The sequence below is a fragment of the Phytobacter sp. RSE-02 genome (assembly GCF_040578655.1).
Classification (GTDB): domain Bacteria; phylum Pseudomonadota; class Gammaproteobacteria; order Enterobacterales; family Enterobacteriaceae; genus Phytobacter; species Phytobacter diazotrophicus.
Genome location: NZ_JBEULY010000009.1, coordinates 93,099 through 108,140 on the forward strand (window position 1 = coordinate 93,099; position 15,042 = coordinate 108,140).

The 15,042-nt window shown below is 50.6% G+C and carries 16 protein-coding genes; 9 read left to right on the forward strand and 7 right to left on the reverse strand.

The features are described 5' to 3' along the window. Positions 1-5 precede the first annotated feature (5 nt). Complete coding sequence (locus ABU190_RS18510) at positions 6-1,307, reverse strand: anaerobic C4-dicarboxylate transporter (RefSeq protein ID WP_354692104.1); 1,302 nt, start codon at positions 1,305-1,307, stop codon at positions 6-8. A 101-nt stretch (positions 1,308-1,408) separates the two neighbouring features. Continuing rightward, positions 1,409-2,845 carry an aspartate ammonia-lyase gene (gene aspA, locus ABU190_RS18515; protein ID WP_039077849.1) on the reverse strand — a complete coding sequence of 479 codons (1,437 nt, stop codon included), beginning with the start codon at positions 2,843-2,845 and terminating at the stop codon, positions 1,409-1,411. A 337-nt stretch (positions 2,846-3,182) separates the two neighbouring features. Between aspA and ABU190_RS18520 the strand changes: the two genes are divergently transcribed. Beyond that, positions 3,183-3,647, forward strand: coding sequence for an FxsA family protein (locus tag ABU190_RS18520; protein WP_039077848.1), 465 nt, complete (start codon positions 3,183-3,185; stop codon positions 3,645-3,647). Positions 3,648-3,684: 37 nt separating this feature from the next. Here ABU190_RS18520 and yjeH read toward each other — a convergent pair whose 3' ends face one another. Further along, a complete protein-coding gene (gene yjeH / locus ABU190_RS18525) occupies positions 3,685-4,932 on the reverse strand; it encodes an L-methionine/branched-chain amino acid transporter (protein ID WP_165159358.1) in 1,248 nt (415 codons plus the stop codon). A gap of 265 nt (positions 4,933-5,197) precedes the next feature. Here yjeH and ABU190_RS18530 point away from each other — a divergent pair, with 265 nt between their 5' ends. The 4 genes from ABU190_RS18530 to ABU190_RS18545 all read left to right on the forward strand — a co-directional run bounded on the left by ABU190_RS18530 (position 5,198) and on the right by ABU190_RS18545 (position 9,812). Next, entirely contained in the window at positions 5,198-5,491 is a 294-nt protein-coding gene (locus tag ABU190_RS18530) for a co-chaperone GroES (RefSeq protein WP_007372708.1), read from the forward strand. A 44-nt stretch (positions 5,492-5,535) separates the two neighbouring features. Further along, positions 5,536-7,182: a chaperonin GroEL gene (gene groL / locus ABU190_RS18535; RefSeq protein WP_071194324.1), complete on the forward strand. Its 1,647-nt coding sequence runs from the start codon at positions 5,536-5,538 to the stop codon at positions 7,180-7,182. Between the two features lie 254 nt (positions 7,183-7,436). Further along, positions 7,437-7,790 (forward strand): DUF4156 domain-containing protein, encoded by a 354-nt coding sequence (locus ABU190_RS18540; RefSeq protein WP_039077845.1) that lies wholly within the window; start codon positions 7,437-7,439, stop codon positions 7,788-7,790. Positions 7,791-8,165: 375 nt separating this feature from the next. After that, positions 8,166-9,812: a methyl-accepting chemotaxis protein gene (locus tag ABU190_RS18545; protein WP_354692105.1), complete on the forward strand. Its 1,647-nt coding sequence runs from the start codon at positions 8,166-8,168 to the stop codon at positions 9,810-9,812. Positions 9,813-9,905: 93 nt separating this feature from the next. On the opposite strand, the gene yjeJ is transcribed toward ABU190_RS18545, so the two are convergent. Beyond that, on the reverse strand, positions 9,906-10,784 hold the full coding sequence (gene yjeJ, locus ABU190_RS18550; protein ID WP_354692106.1) for a YjeJ family protein: 879 nt from the start codon (positions 10,782-10,784) through the stop codon (positions 9,906-9,908). Between the two features lie 228 nt (positions 10,785-11,012). Further along, positions 11,013-12,041 carry an EF-P beta-lysylation protein EpmB gene (gene epmB / locus ABU190_RS18555; RefSeq protein WP_354692107.1) on the reverse strand — a complete coding sequence of 343 codons (1,029 nt, stop codon included), beginning with the start codon at positions 12,039-12,041 and terminating at the stop codon, positions 11,013-11,015. A gap of 41 nt (positions 12,042-12,082) precedes the next feature. Between epmB and efp the strand changes: the two genes are divergently transcribed. From efp to ecnB, 3 genes are all read left to right on the forward strand, one after another. Further along, positions 12,083-12,649: an elongation factor P gene (gene efp, locus ABU190_RS18560; protein ID WP_039077842.1), complete on the forward strand. Its 567-nt coding sequence runs from the start codon at positions 12,083-12,085 to the stop codon at positions 12,647-12,649. Positions 12,650-12,825: 176 nt separating this feature from the next. Beyond that, positions 12,826-12,960 (forward strand): lipoprotein antitoxin entericidin A, encoded by a 135-nt coding sequence (gene ecnA / locus ABU190_RS18565; RefSeq protein WP_039077841.1) that lies wholly within the window; start codon positions 12,826-12,828, stop codon positions 12,958-12,960. A gap of 107 nt (positions 12,961-13,067) precedes the next feature. After that, positions 13,068-13,214 (forward strand): lipoprotein toxin entericidin B, encoded by a 147-nt coding sequence (gene ecnB / locus ABU190_RS18570; protein ID WP_039077840.1) that lies wholly within the window; start codon positions 13,068-13,070, stop codon positions 13,212-13,214. Positions 13,215-13,250: 36 nt separating this feature from the next. On the opposite strand, the gene ABU190_RS18575 is transcribed toward ecnB, so the two are convergent. Further along, positions 13,251-13,874 (reverse strand): LuxR C-terminal-related transcriptional regulator, encoded by a 624-nt coding sequence (locus ABU190_RS18575; protein WP_271848617.1) that lies wholly within the window; start codon positions 13,872-13,874, stop codon positions 13,251-13,253. Positions 13,875-14,137: 263 nt separating this feature from the next. Between ABU190_RS18575 and sugE the strand changes: the two genes are divergently transcribed. Beyond that, positions 14,138-14,455 carry a quaternary ammonium compound efflux SMR transporter SugE gene (gene sugE, locus ABU190_RS18580; RefSeq protein WP_039077838.1) on the forward strand — a complete coding sequence of 106 codons (318 nt, stop codon included), beginning with the start codon at positions 14,138-14,140 and terminating at the stop codon, positions 14,453-14,455. Here sugE and ABU190_RS18585 read toward each other — a convergent pair. Next, positions 14,452-14,982: a lipocalin family protein gene (locus ABU190_RS18585; RefSeq protein ID WP_039077837.1), complete on the reverse strand. Its 531-nt coding sequence runs from the start codon at positions 14,980-14,982 to the stop codon at positions 14,452-14,454. The two genes, sugE and ABU190_RS18585, sit on opposite strands and share 4 nt — an antisense overlap. Positions 14,983-15,042 lie beyond the last annotated feature (60 nt).

Below are 15,042 nucleotides of genomic sequence, written 5' to 3' on the forward strand. Positions count from 1 at the left end.
CACTTTTACAACAGAATACCGCCAATTACGAAACCGAGTATTACGCACAGGGTGATGGCGATGACGCCCGGAACCAAAAAGGCATGGTTAAACACATAGTTGCCGATACGCGTTGAACCCGTATCGTCCATTTCCACTGCCGCAAGCAGCGTTGGGTAGGTTGGCAGGACAAACAATGCAGATACCGCAGCAAACGATGCCACGGCGGTCAGCGGGCTGACACCCAGCATCAGTGCCGCAGGCATCAGCGCTTTCGCGGTTGCTGCCTGAGAGTAAAGCAGGGTAGAGGCGAAAAACAGCACCACTGCCAGCAGCCACGGGTAGCTGTTGAGCAGGTTGCCGGCCACAGTCTGGATATCCTGAATGTGGTTTTTCACAAAGGTATCGCCCAGCCAGGCCACGCCCAGGACGCAAATACAGGCGCTCATACCGGATTTGAAGGTACTGGCGTTGAGAATATCGCCCGTGTTGATTTTACAGGTCAGGCAAATCAGCGTGGCGATGGTTAACATGAACACCACAATCGCTTCGTTACGTGGCAATACCGGGTTCGTGATAAGACCTACGTTCGGACTGATTGCCGTGGCGTACAGCATGACGGCGATAATCCCAACCAGGAACAGCAGCACGGAGCGTTTGGCATGCGGTTTCATCTCGAAAACTTTGCTGCCGCGCAGTTTGACTTCCCCTCTTGCCAGACGCTCCTGGTAAACCGGATCATCTTTCAACTCAGCGCCGAGGAAGTTACACACAATAGCCGTCAGCATAACGGCAATCAGCGTAACGGGAATACAGACCGCCAGCAGCGTAAGATAACTCACACCGAGCGGTTCCAGGATGCCGGCAAAAAAGACGACAGCCGCAGAGATGGGGGAGGCGGTAATAGCGATTTGCGAAGCCACGACGGCAATGGAGAGTGGACGGGAAGGTCGAATCCCTTGCTCTTTCGCCACTTCGGTAATGACCGGCAGCGTAGAAAACGCCGTATGGCCAGTACCCGCCAGGATGGTCATAAACCAGGTGACCAGCGGGGCGAGAAAAGTAATGTATTTAGGATGACGGCGCAGCATACGCTCCGCAAGACTCACCAGGTAATCCATGCCCCCTGCCACCTGCATCGCGGCAATAGAGGCGATAACCGCCATGATGATTTCAATCACATCGAAGGGTATAGCGCCGGGTTTGATTTGAAAAAAGAGTGTCAGTACAAGCACCCCGAAACCACCGGCAAAACCGATGCCGATACCGCCGAGTCTGGCCCCCAGGTAAATAGCAAGCAGGACGAGTACAAGTTCTGCAGCAAACATAATTGCCTTCCTTGTTGATGAAATGAGAATGATTTTTTTTACTGCAGGCTAAAAAAAAGGCACGTCAGAGCTGACGTGCCTTGTGGCTTTAGCCGTCAGTGTTACTGTTCGCTTTCATCGGTATAACGCTTCGCCTTATAGGCCGGATGCATCAGGTTCTGGGCGGAGAAAATGTCATCCAGCTCCGCTTCCGTCAGCAGACCGCGCTCCAGCACGACCTCGCGCACACTCTTGCCCGTTTCGGCGCAGATTTTGCCGACGATGTCACCGTTATGGTGGCCAATAAACGGGTTGAGGTAGGTCACAATACCAATCGAGTTATAGACATAGCCTTCACATACAGACTTGTTAGCCGTGATACCGCTGACGCATTTTTCCAGCAGGTTGTAGCAGGCGTTGGTCAGAATGTGGATGGACTCAAACATGGCCTGGCCAATCACCGGCTCCATCACGTTCAACTGTAACTGGCCCGCTTCGGACGCCATGGTTACGGTGGTGTCGTTACCGATGACTTTGAAGCACACCTGGTTCACCACTTCCGGCACGACCGGGTTCACTTTAGCCGGCATGATGGACGAGCCTGCCTGCAGTTCCGGCAGGTTGATTTCGTTCAGACCCGCACGTGGACCCGAAGAGAGCAGTCGCAGGTCATTACAGATTTTGGACATTTTGACGGCCAGGCGTTTCAGCGCACTGTGTACCATCACGTAAGCACCGCAGTCGGAGGTCGCTTCAATCAGGTCTTCTGCCGGTACTACAGGCAGGTTGCTCACTTCCGCCAGTTTTTGCACCGCCAGTTGCTGGTAGCCATCCGGGGTATTCAGACGTGTGCCGATAGCCGTTGCGCCGAGGTTCACTTCCAGCAGCAGCTCGGAAGTGCGCAGCAGGTTTTTCGTCTCTTCATTCAGCAGTACGTTGAAGGCGTGAAACTCTTGTCCCAGCGTCATCGGAACGGCGTCTTGCAACTGCGTACGGCCCATTTTCAGGATGTCACGGAACTCATCCGCTTTGTGTTCAAAACCTTCACCTAACTGAGTGATGGCATCGACCAGCTTGAGGATGGAGGTATATACCGCGATACGAAAACCGGTCGGGTAGGCGTCGTTGGTGGACTGGCATTTGTTAACGTGGTCGTTCGGGTTGAGGTACTGGTATTCGCCTTTCTGGTGGCCCATGAGCTCCAGACCGATGTTGGCCAGTACTTCGTTGGTGTTCATGTTTACTGATGTCCCTGCGCCGCCCTGATAGACGTCGACCGGGAACTGGTCCATGCATTTGCCGTTATTCAGGACTTCATCACATGCCGCCACGATGGTGTTCGCAATGCTCTTAGGAATGGTTTGCAGCTCCTTGTTGGCCAGAGCAGCCGCTTTTTTCACCATTACCATTCCCCGGACAAACTCCGGGATGTCGCTGATTTTGCTGTTACTAATGTAGAAGTTCTCAATCGCTCTAAGAGTATGTACACCATAATAGGCATCCGCTGGAACTTCCCTTGTGCCCAACAAATCTTCTTCGATACGAATGTTGTTTAACATGTGAACCTTCTTTATCAAGCTACGAATGAATACACCAAACACACAGTATATATGTGGTTATGTGTGATTTCGGGCCGACGATTATCCCCTTAATCGGCCAGATATCTGCGATCATATGCTGATCCGAGCGAAAAGCCGTAATCTGGATCACTTATTATCTTAGCCGCTTTATCAGAATCATTAATCTGTGAAATGAATCACCGCTATCGCAGCGCTGGAAAAAATAGTTTCCGCGGAAAATTGAATTTTCCGGCGGTTGTCACCATCTCAGTAACTATGCGAATCGCAAAAATTTACCGACAGGCGCCAGTGGCGTCTGTTCACTGAGGAGAAACCAGTGCGCTGGATACCGCTGATTGCTGTTTTTTTATACGTCTACATCGAGATATCGATTTTCATTCAGGTAGCGCATGTGTTTGGCGTGCTGATGACGCTTATCCTGGTCATTTTTACTTCGGTTATCGGGATGTCTCTGGTGCGTAACCAGGGCTTCAAAAACTTTCTGTTGATGCAGCAAAAGCTGGCGACAGGGGAAAGCCCGGCGGCCGAGATGATTAAAAGCGTGTCGCTGATTATTGCAGGTTTACTGCTGGTGCTGCCGGGGTTCTTTACCGATTTCCTCGGCTTACTGCTGCTGTTGCCGCCGGTACAAAAACATCTGACGCTTAAGCTGATGCCGCATTTACGTTTTTCCCGTATGCCGGGCGGCGGCTTTAGCACCGGGCCTGGTAATACGTTTGAAGGGGAGTACCAGCGCAAAGATGATCAGCGCGACCGCCTGGATAACAAAGACGATCGCTAAACATTTGTAGCCCGGAAGGCGAAGCCGTCTTCCGGGTTTACGACCGCTGAACCGCCACGCCACGCCTGGGTAAAAATGCCCACAGACCTGCCAGCATCACAATCGCATACAGACTCTTCCAGCCAGGAATGGCCAGCAGCAGTAAGCACAGAATGCTGCCCACCCAGGCCAGCACTTTATAACGCCCTTTCAACAGGCGGCACCCTGCCAGCATGCATAGCAAATAAATCAGAATGAAAATGCCGTTGGCATAAATGATGAGCGTGTCGAGATTAATGGCAAATGCGTAGATACCCAGCGTACAGATAACGCAGCAAATCAGGACGGCATTCAGCGCGTTAAGCGGGATTTGTCGGGAGGACAAACGCGCCAGCGGGCTTTGCGGCTTGTATTGTGCCTGCGACCAGACCAGCCGGGCGAAGCTCTGAATATAGATATTAAGACTGGCAAAACAGGCCAGATAACCGATGATGCAGGCAATCCACTGCGCCTGCTTGCCGAACAGCTCAACGACGATGATCGGTAAGGACGCCGCGGCCCCTGCGCTATGCCAGAGCGGGAAATGCAGCACCACCACGGTACAGGCCCAGTAGACTGAGCCGGCCAGAATCAGGCCAATCATCAGTGCGCGGGGGAAGTCGCGTTCAGGATGCTTAAACTCCGAGGCCAGATGGGCAAAGGCTTCCAGGCCGACGAAGCACCAGAACATCACCGCCAGCGAGGCGGTCATGCCGGAGAGGGGAACCTCGGCCGGAGCCGGAAAAGACAGGGCGCTAAAGGAGAGCCCACCACGCCACCAGATGGCGATGATCAATGCAACGATAAGCCCGGCAATGATGGATTGCAGGTTAGCGCTGGAACCCGCACCGCGCGTCCCGATGAGCCAGATAAATGCCAGGGTGGCAAGCTCGGCTATCAGCAGTTGCGCGCCCTGCCAGCCAAACATACCCTGCCAGAAACCGGCGGCGATATGCAGCGCCGCGGGCAACCCCACCGGGATCACTGACAGAAACAGCCAGCCGGTGACGCGCTCCAGTCGTGAGCCAAACGCCATGCCGACAAAGTGGGCGACGCCGCCCGCGCTGGGAAACTGACGACCAAGAACAGCGAAGACGATAGCGACCGGAAAGACCAGCAGAATGAGCACAGGCCAGGCCCACAGGCTGCTGTCACCTGCCGCCAGCGCAGCCAGCGCCGGAACGGCAAAAACCCCTGTGCCCAGTAACGATGTTGAAAGTAACCCAATTCCCTGAGCCAGCCCCAGCTCCTGTTTCAGTCCACTCATGGCCCGTATCCCGCACGTCATCGCAAAGTAAAGTGGGATAATGCTATCACAATCAATTTTACTTATGGCTGTTGGTGCGCCTGCCTCTTCTCACGGATTGCGTTTTCCTTTTCTTGCCGACCTGGGGCTTTGTGCGAATTTTTTTTAAAGTCCCCCCTTGAAGGGGGAAAAACCCATCCCCATCTCTCTGGTCACCAGCCGGAGAACCGATTGCGGGCCGGCGTCACCCATAACTGATAATGACTTTCTCAAAGGAGAGCTATCAATGAGTATTCGTCCGTTACATGATCGTGTGATCGTCAAACGTAAAGAAGTTGAATCTAAATCCGCTGGCGGCATCGTTCTGACCGGTTCTGCAGCAGGCAAATCAACTCGTGGCGAAATCATCGCTGTCGGTAAGGGCCGCATCCTGGAAAACGGTACAGTGCAGCCACTGGACGTGAAAGTGGGCGACATCGTGATTTTCAATGATGGTTACGGTGTTAAAGCTGAGAAGATCGACAATGAAGAAGTGTTGATCATGTCCGAAAGCGACATTCTGGCAATTGTTGAAGCGTAATCCGCGAACGACACTGAACATACGAATTTAAGGGAAAGATTAAAATGGCAGCTAAAGACGTAAAATTCGGTAACGACGCTCGTGTGAAAATGCTGCGCGGCGTAAACGTACTGGCAGACGCAGTTAAAGTGACCCTGGGCCCGAAAGGCCGTAACGTAGTGCTGGATAAATCCTTCGGCGCGCCGACCATCACTAAAGATGGTGTTTCTGTAGCACGTGAAATCGAACTGGAAGACAAGTTCGAAAACATGGGTGCTCAGATGGTGAAAGAAGTGGCCTCTAAAGCGAACGACGCTGCAGGCGACGGTACCACCACCGCTACCGTACTGGCGCAGGCTATCATCACCGAAGGCCTGAAAGCTGTTGCTGCAGGCATGAACCCGATGGACCTGAAACGCGGTATCGACAAAGCCGTTCTGGCCGCTGTTGAAGAGCTGAAAGCACTGTCCGTACCGTGCTCTGACTCTAAAGCGATTGCTCAGGTTGGTACTATCTCCGCTAACTCCGACGAAACCGTAGGTAAACTGATCGCAGAAGCGATGGACAAAGTCGGTAAAGAAGGCGTGATCACCGTTGAAGACGGTACCGGTCTGCAGGACGAACTGGACGTGGTTGAAGGTATGCAGTTTGACCGCGGTTACCTGTCCCCTTACTTCATCAACAAGCCGGAAACTGGCGCAGTAGAACTGGAAAGCCCGTTCATCCTGCTGGCTGACAAGAAAATCTCCAACATCCGCGAAATGCTGCCGGTTCTGGAAGCCGTTGCGAAAGCAGGCAAACCGCTGGTTATCATCGCAGAAGACGTTGAAGGCGAAGCGCTGGCGACCCTGGTTGTCAACACCATGCGTGGCATCGTGAAAGTGGCTGCGGTTAAAGCACCGGGCTTCGGCGACCGTCGTAAAGCTATGCTGCAGGACATCGCTACCCTGACTGGCGGTACCGTGATCTCCGAAGAGATCGGTATGGAGCTGGAAAAAGCGACGCTGGAAGACCTGGGCCAGGCGAAACGCGTTGTGATCAACAAAGACACCACTACCATCATTGATGGCGTGGGCGACGAAGCGGCAATTCAGGGCCGTGTTGGTCAGATTCGTCAGCAGATCGAAGAAGCGACTTCCGATTACGACCGTGAAAAACTGCAAGAGCGCGTAGCCAAACTGGCTGGCGGCGTTGCGGTTATCAAAGTCGGTGCTGCTACCGAAGTTGAAATGAAAGAGAAAAAAGCACGTGTTGAAGATGCCCTGCACGCGACCCGTGCTGCGGTAGAAGAAGGCGTGGTTGCGGGTGGTGGTGTTGCGCTGATCCGCGTAGCAAGCAAAATCGCTGGCCTGAAAGGTCAGAACGAAGACCAGAACGTGGGTATCAAAGTTGCGCTGCGCGCAATGGAAGCTCCGCTGCGTCAGATCGTGCTGAACTGCGGTGAAGAGCCGTCTGTTGTGGCTAACACCGTGAAAGCGGGCGACGGTAACTACGGTTACAACGCATCTACCGAAGAATACGGCAACATGATCGAGATGGGTATCCTGGATCCGACTAAAGTGACCCGTTCTGCGCTGCAGTACGCGGCATCTGTAGCCGGCCTGATGATCACCACCGAGTGCATGGTGACCGACCTGCCGAAAGGCGACGCGCCTGACTTAGGTGCTGCTGGTGGTATGGGCGGCATGGGCGGTATGGGCGGTATGATGTAATTTAATCTTCATACTTCAAGCCGCAGGTGCGTTGGCTGCGCTCATTCCCCCCAGTCACTTACTTATGTAAGCTCCCGGGGATGAATGGACTTGCCGCCTGCCTGCAACCTGAACTATTCGATTAAATAAGCATCTCGCTAAAAATGAGAAACCCCCGGGCAGAAATGGCCGGGGGTTTTTCTTTTGGTCATCTTTTTAGTATAAGATTCAGACACGGACGCAAGACGTCCAGCTCATTGATTGTGGGGAATAACATGCACGTTAAATATTTAGCAGGGATTGTCGGCGCAACGTTGTTACTGGCAGGCTGTAGCGCCGGTAATGAGCTGTCTTCGGGCGGGCAGAATGTTCGCTTCGTAGAAGATAAACCTGCAGCAAATTGTCAGTATCTGGGCACCGCAACGGGTAAACAAAGCAACTGGCTTTCTGGCCAGCATGGCGAAGAGGGTGGTTCAATGCGCGGTGCGGCTAACGACCTGCGTAACCAGGCTGCGCAAATGGGCGGCAACGTGCTGTTCAGCGTCTCCAGCCCGACACAAGGCTTTATGTCCAGCTTCGTGCCGACAGCCAGCGAAATGACCGGTCAGGTTTATAAATGCCCGCAGTAACGTAAACTGCATTGCTCCCATTTATAAATGGGAGCAGTGATCCTGATGTTGTTTGTATGTTTTATTATTCATATTATTTTTCTAAACTCACGTTTTAATAGTAACCATTTGACTTTTAATGGTGTTTTTTATTGGGGTATAAATTAAAATTTAACGTCTTTTATTTTCTTTTCCCACGTATATTAAGATTTCTTAAGCTTTCGCTTGTGTGAGAGTTTTCACATCTTTTTATCAATTCATAAAGTAAAAGTTAACCTAACGCTAAAGTTTTAATAAAGCGTTCCGATAAATAAAACCGAAGTGTGAAAGGACTCTCCCTCATGGTGGGTTGTTCATCATGATATATCAAAGATACTAAAGTTAAATTGGAGAGGTATGATGAACATCACCAAACGGTTATTACTCGCTTTTTCTCTACTTATCATTAGCTTGATTGGCACGAATATCATTGCAATGATTTCTTTATCAAAAATTAGTGAGGACACTAATTATTTCCAGGAAAATATTCTTCCCAGCCTGACGACAATGAATAAGGAAATGATTCAGGCTACAGGTGTTCGTTCGCAACTTTATTTGCATGGTTTAACCGAAGACCAGGCGCAAATGGATGTCATTAAACAAAATGCCAACAAAATTTATGATGAGCTCCTTGCAAAACATCAATACTATCTTAAAGAATTAGCTTCTGACCCGCGTGACGTAGAACTGAGCAATAAAACACTGGCGGATTTACAGGCGTTCCGCGGAGCAATGGACCAATATTTTAAAATATCAGAATCGAATGATCGCAAGGCGATTATCCAAAGCATGCAAAAAGGCGGATTAATCGCAGAAAAAATTGCTGCATTACTTGCTGATTTTAATGACCAGATTGACTACAACACCTCTTTAGTTGTACAGGCGAATGCGGCCAGTAAATCGCTTATTAGCAAAGCGCTGATTTTATCAGTGAGCGCAACGCTGGCTGCAACCATTCTTCTTGGGCTGTTTGGTCTGCTTACGGTTTTAAATATTCGTCGCCGTTTAAATGCCATGAGAGATGGCATGGTGCAGATCAGTGAAGACCTTGATCTGAGCAAAAATCTGCCGGCCGGCCGCCAGGATGAAATTGGCCATGCCATCACGGCATTTAACCATCTCGTTGAGCGGGTGGCGGAATCCCTCAGTATGGTGAGAAATGCTTCTGCTTCGGTAAATACTGCGGCAAACGAAATTTCTTTAGGCAATGATGAGCTGTCAGCGCGTACTGAACAACAATCTGCCGCCGTTGTTGAAACTGCGGCCAGTATGGAAGAGCTGAGCTCGACGGTAAAACAGAATGCGCAAAACGCCCAGCAGGCGAGTTTACTGGCTGTTACCGCATCCGATACGGCAAGTCAGGGTGGCACTGTTGTGAGTAATGCCGTGAGCCGGATGAAAGATATTATTGAAAGCTCACGCCGCATCTCTGAAATTACCACGGTTATTAACGGTATCGCATTCCAGACCAATATTCTGGCGCTTAATGCCGCCGTTGAGGCTGCCCGTGCGGGCGACCAGGGGCGTGGGTTTGCCGTTGTTGCCGGAGAGGTTCGCTCATTAGCTCAGCGCAGCTCACAGGCTGCAAAAGAGATTGAAGCGCTCATCGGCGAGTCAGTCCATTTTGTAGAAGAAGGCGCAAAACAGGTCGATCTGGCGGGTGAAAGTATGAGTGGGATTGTTCACTCCGTCACCCAGGTTAAAGATTTGATGCAGGAAATTGCCGCAGCGTCTGACGAGCAAAATCGGGGTATTGCGCAGATTGCTCAGGCCATGTCTGAAATGGACACGACAACACAGCAGAACGCCGCTCTGGTTCAGGAATCGTCTGCTGCTGCGGGAAGTCTGGAAGATCAGGCGGTCAAGCTGCAACAACTGGTTGATGTATTCCGTTTACCCGGGGTACAAACGGCGGCCGCCGCGCCTAAAGCCCCTAAACGTCCTCTAAAAATGTCCCCTGTGTCTGCGGCTGCAGGCCATGATGCAGGTTGGGAGACGTTCTAAAGCAGGGCCTTACTGTAATAGCGTCGCACCTTTTGTTCAGGTGCCGGTAATTCCAACGCTGCCACGGAATATCGTGGCAGCGTTTTCGCTATATTATTTTTTGGCTTTTTTTACCGATGGTTTCACCGTGACCTGATGGCGTATCTGGTTCAGCGTATGCATGCATCTATCCAGATTAAGCGGTTCACCCTGTTGCACGTTAATAGCCTGAATGTGTACCTGACAGGCTTTACTGGCGAGTTTTCCCAGCCGTGGGCTGAAAGCCAACAGTCTTTTGGCGATCGCCTGGGTTTCAGGAGTATCGGGAAGGCTTCTGGTTTTGATCACCGTACCGCAGAAAGTGGATTTTTTCTTTGTCCCGGCATAATAGTGGTACAGAAGAATTAAATAGTGATCAAACAATGCCGTTTTCCACTCTGGCTGGGTATAGGTATCGTAAATCATCTTACCGTCAGGCTGGCAATCAACATCATATAGTGGAAGAAAATCCAGTAACGAAGAGATACGCAATGCCAGGTCGCGCATACCAGCGTTATTAATGGCATGAATTAAAACATGGGTAAGTAACTCTATTTGCAGCTCATGAACTTCGAAGGTGAACTTTTCATTATTATGTAACTGCAACGTGAAAATGAGTTTCCCTTCATCGTAGGTGAAATTATCAATGGCGTTTACGCGATAATTTATATCTGCATTTACCAGTTCTTCCCTTTTTAACTCAGGAATATGGGCGTGCATTGCTTTGGTTACCGCAGTTTGCGCTGCGATGAAATCATCCCGTTGAGTACCGTCCAGTTCTTTTTGCTTAGAGAGATGATATTCCATGGCGACAAAAAGATCGCGTAAAGTTAAAGCCGGAAAGAAAAGCAGCTTCGTGTCACTCTTTTTAATGTTTAGTTTTAGCGCGACGGCGAGAAACTCGTCATTGTTACGTATTACGCCTGCGTTGACACCCGTAATATTCATTTCCATTATGGTTCTCCATAACCATTGTTAAAAACTATATATCCAACTGAACAATAGAATTGGTGAATATATTCTCTGCTATACTCTTAAAAAGAGGATTAAAATACCATAATAAATGCAGTGAACAATCAGATATGCTAAAAAATAGAGCCTGGATGAGAAAACACTATCGTTTTCTTAGATACAGAAAAGCGATGCATTCCTGCACCGCTTTTCTGTTTGAACGGTTAGCTTCTATTGTTGCCGTAACTGCAAATCCAGCGGCGTTTTGCTGGGCTCACCGCCAATTTCCCGGGCCAGTTTCGGCACCATATAGCCTGAGATCAGCGTCAACAACTCCCGCATAATTTCCCGCGCTTCATCATCGCTGACCATGAAATGGGCCGCGCCCTGAACTTTATCCAGCACATGCAGGTAGTAGGGCATCACGCCAGCATCAAACAACGCGTTACTGAGGTCTGCAAGCGTGCGGGCATTATCATTAACGCCGCGCAACAACACGCTCTGATTAAGCAGTGTTACACCTGCATGACGCAGTTTTGCCATGGACGCGCGAAAGTCGTCATCGATTTCCTGGGCATGGTTGATATGGTTCACCAGCAGAATCTGCAGAGAAGAACCTGCAAGGCGGGAGACGAGTGTGTCAGTGATCCGCGCAGGAATGACAATCGGCAGCCGGCTGTGAATACGCAAGCGCTTGATATGTGGAATGGCTTCAAGCTGCGCGATCAGCCAGTCCAGTTCATGATCTTTCGCCATCAGCGGATCGCCACCGGAGAAAATGATCTCATCAAGTTCCGGTTGCTGGGCAATATAATCCAGCGCAACCTGCCAGTTGCGTTTATTGCCCTGATTTTCCGCATACGGGAAGTGGCGGCGGAAGCAGTAGCGGCAGTTTACCGCGCAGCCACCTTTAACCAGCAGCAGTGCACGGTTACGGTACTTATGCAGCAAGCCAGGCACCACACTTTCCTGCTCTTCCAGCGGATCGGTGCTGTATCCTGGGGCGGCAACAAACTCTTCTCTCGCCGTCAGGACCTGACGTAAAAGCGGATCGTTGGGGTCGCCTTTTTTCATTCTCGCGGCAAAAGCACGGGGCACGCGCAGCGGGAACAGGCGTTTTGCTTCGCGTCCGGCGGTTAAATTTTCGTCAGTGTCTATATTTAAAACACGCAAGAGTTCATCTGGATCGGTTATTACATCGGCAAGTTGCACTAACCAATCTTCTCTGGATGGGGTATTTAGGGTTACAATATGCGCCATTTTGTGGCTTAGCTACCAGTTAACATTTTTAGAGGGCCTTTATGGCGACTTACTATAGCAACGATTTTCGTGCCGGTCTTAAAATCATGCTCGACGGCGAACCTTATGCAGTTGAAGCCAGCGAATTCGTTAAACCAGGCAAAGGTCAGGCATTTGCACGCGTTAAACTGCGCCGCCTGCTGACTGGCACCCGTGTAGAAAAAACCTTCAAATCTACTGACTCTGCCGAAGGCGCAGATGTTATCGATATGAACCTGACTTACCTCTACAACGACGGTGAATTCTACCATTTCATGAACAACGAAACCTTCGAGCAGTTGGCTGCCGATGCGAAAACCGTTGGTGACAGCGCGAAATGGCTGCTGGATCAGGCTGAGTGCATCGTGACGCTGTGGGATGGCCGTCCGATCGCTGTGACTCCGCCGAACTTTGTTGAACTGGAAATCATTGAAACCGATCCAGGTCTGAAAGGTGATACCGCGGGTACCGGTGGTAAGCCGGCTACGCTGAGCACTGGCGCAGTGGTTAAAGTTCCGCTGTTCGTACAGATCGGTGAAGTGATTAAAGTGGATACGCGTTCCGGCGAATATGTATCCCGCGTGAAGTAATTCACTTTATCTTTTAGGCTGCCTCTTTGTTGGCTGTGCTTAGAGAAACCCCAGTTAACCCGTTAAATAGTTTGCTGGGATTTCTTGCTTGTCGCCACAATGCAGCCTGAATGATTTGTCTATTGTGAAATGTTGGTGCGCTCACCTTATTGCACCTTTGCTTTTCCAGGGCAGGAATGATGAAACGTCTTCTCAGTCTTGTAGCACTCTTTCTTCTCACCACTACTTTGCTGGCGGGCTGTAATACCGCGCGTGGCTTTGGTGAAGACATCAAACATCTCGGCAACTCTATCTCGCACGCTGCCAGCTAATTTCTTCCTGTCGTCCTAAAAATCGCCGATATTCCGCCAGGTTGCGCAATCTTGTCTATTCTTAAGTGGCTATGCACAAACAATATTGGCTACATAAGGAAGATATTATGGTTAAGAAGACATTTGCTGCGATCTTTACTGTACTGGTTCTTTCCTCAGCGCTGACTGCTTGTAACACCACGCGTGGTGTCGGTCAGGATATCTCTGAGGGTGGTAGCGCTATTTCTGGCGCAGCGACAAAAGCGCAGCAGTAATTCCTGCCAGTACGCGGTACGGCCAGTGCCGTACCGTTAATTCAGGTTGTCTTGCAAGTTGTCCGGGGCTTCGGGGAGCGAAAGGAACGGTGTAAAGCGGTTACCCATTCCCAACTTCATCCGAATATTGCGCTTGTAGGTATACACCGTCTTACCATTTATGCTCATTTTGGACGCAATGGACTGATTGCTGCGGCCTTCCATCCATAACGACAGCACTTTTTCTTCCTGGCGTGTGAGCAGCGGGGTGGCTATCTGTGGCCCGGTTCTCACGGGGCGGGACAGAACGGCATGATCAATGACTTTGGCCAGCGTTTCCATCGGCTCGCTTTTTTGCAGCGTTGCCTGTACCTGATACTGGGCACAATACGCCTTCAGTTGTGCATCTTCCCCTGACTGCAAAAGGATAAGGTGGTTATCTTTACCGCAGGCGGTGAACAGGGAGGAAAGTTGCTGAATATGGTGGAGATCATTCTTAAAGCCGTAAAGATCGGCAATGATCAAGTCCGGCTGCCATTGCACAATATGCTCTTTTGCCAGCATCAGGTTATTCAGCGAAGTCACAAGGAATGAAGCCGGGAAAAAATCAGTCTGATTGAGCCAGCTTTCCAGCCCCGTACGGGTGAAGTAACAACGGTCAATCAAGAGAATTTTGAACATATTTTTCTTCGCAGTATGAATATTGACGCACGGCTTCCCGTTGCTGGCAGCACTTCATCATAGGGGGTACTTATGGGGAATAAATGCGCGAACTGCGTTGCTATCTGTAGCTATTTCTTGCTTTAAGTCACTTAAATCTGCGCAATTCGGCAAAAATTGCATTCCGTTTGTAACCAGGTCAAAATTTATCTCTCTCAACCAGCCTGTCGGGACGACCCGATTGCGCAACACTCAATGGGGACGGCCCCGCACTGGAGCCACCTATGTCATGGATAATTCTTTTTATCGCTGGTCTTCTTGAAGTCGTTTGGGCTATTGGCCTGAAATACACGCACGGTTTTACCCGCCTTGTACCCAGCGTGATTACCGTAACGGCGATGATCGTTAGCATCGTGATGTTGTCATGGGCGATGAAAAGCCTGCCCACAGGAACGGCGTATGCCGTCTGGACAGGCATTGGCGCCGTGGGGGCAGCTATCACGGGGATTGTGTTATTCGGTGAATCGGCCAATCCCGCGCGCCTGCTAAGCCTGGCACTGATTGTCGCGGGGATTATCGGCCTTAAGCTCAGTACGCCTTAAAGGGTCTGATTTATCCACAGAAGTTTTTCTACCGCAAAACCTTCGCGGGCTGCGATATCAACGAGCTGTTTTTTCACCGCATCCGGAAGCGTCGGTGTGCGTGACAAAATCCACAGATAGTCCCGATCCGGCCCGCATACCAGCGCATATCGGTAATCTTTGTCCAGCGCAATGACGTTATAGCCGCCATAGAAAGGACCGAAGAACGAGACCTTAAGTGCGGCCTTACGCGTATCACCGGTAAAGTACGCCTTCCCGACCGATTGTTGCCACATGCCGCGTTCCGGATTGTATCCTTTATTGATGACCTGAATGCCGCCGTCATCCATTGTGCTATAGGTCGCGGTCACCTTTTCCAGGCCACGTTCGAAGCGGTGGTCAAAGCGGGCAATTTCATACCAGCGGCCAAGGTAACGTTGCGCATCGAAGTTATCCACCACGGTGACGCCAGAAGGGGGAGTAGGAGAGCTACAGGCTACAACCAAAAATGCAGCAGCAGCCGTTGCGATAATCGGCAACAAACGCATGATTTTTTCCTTCCAGTTTTTTACTTAAGTGTAGAAGCTGGCGGGAAAAATGCTCTCCCG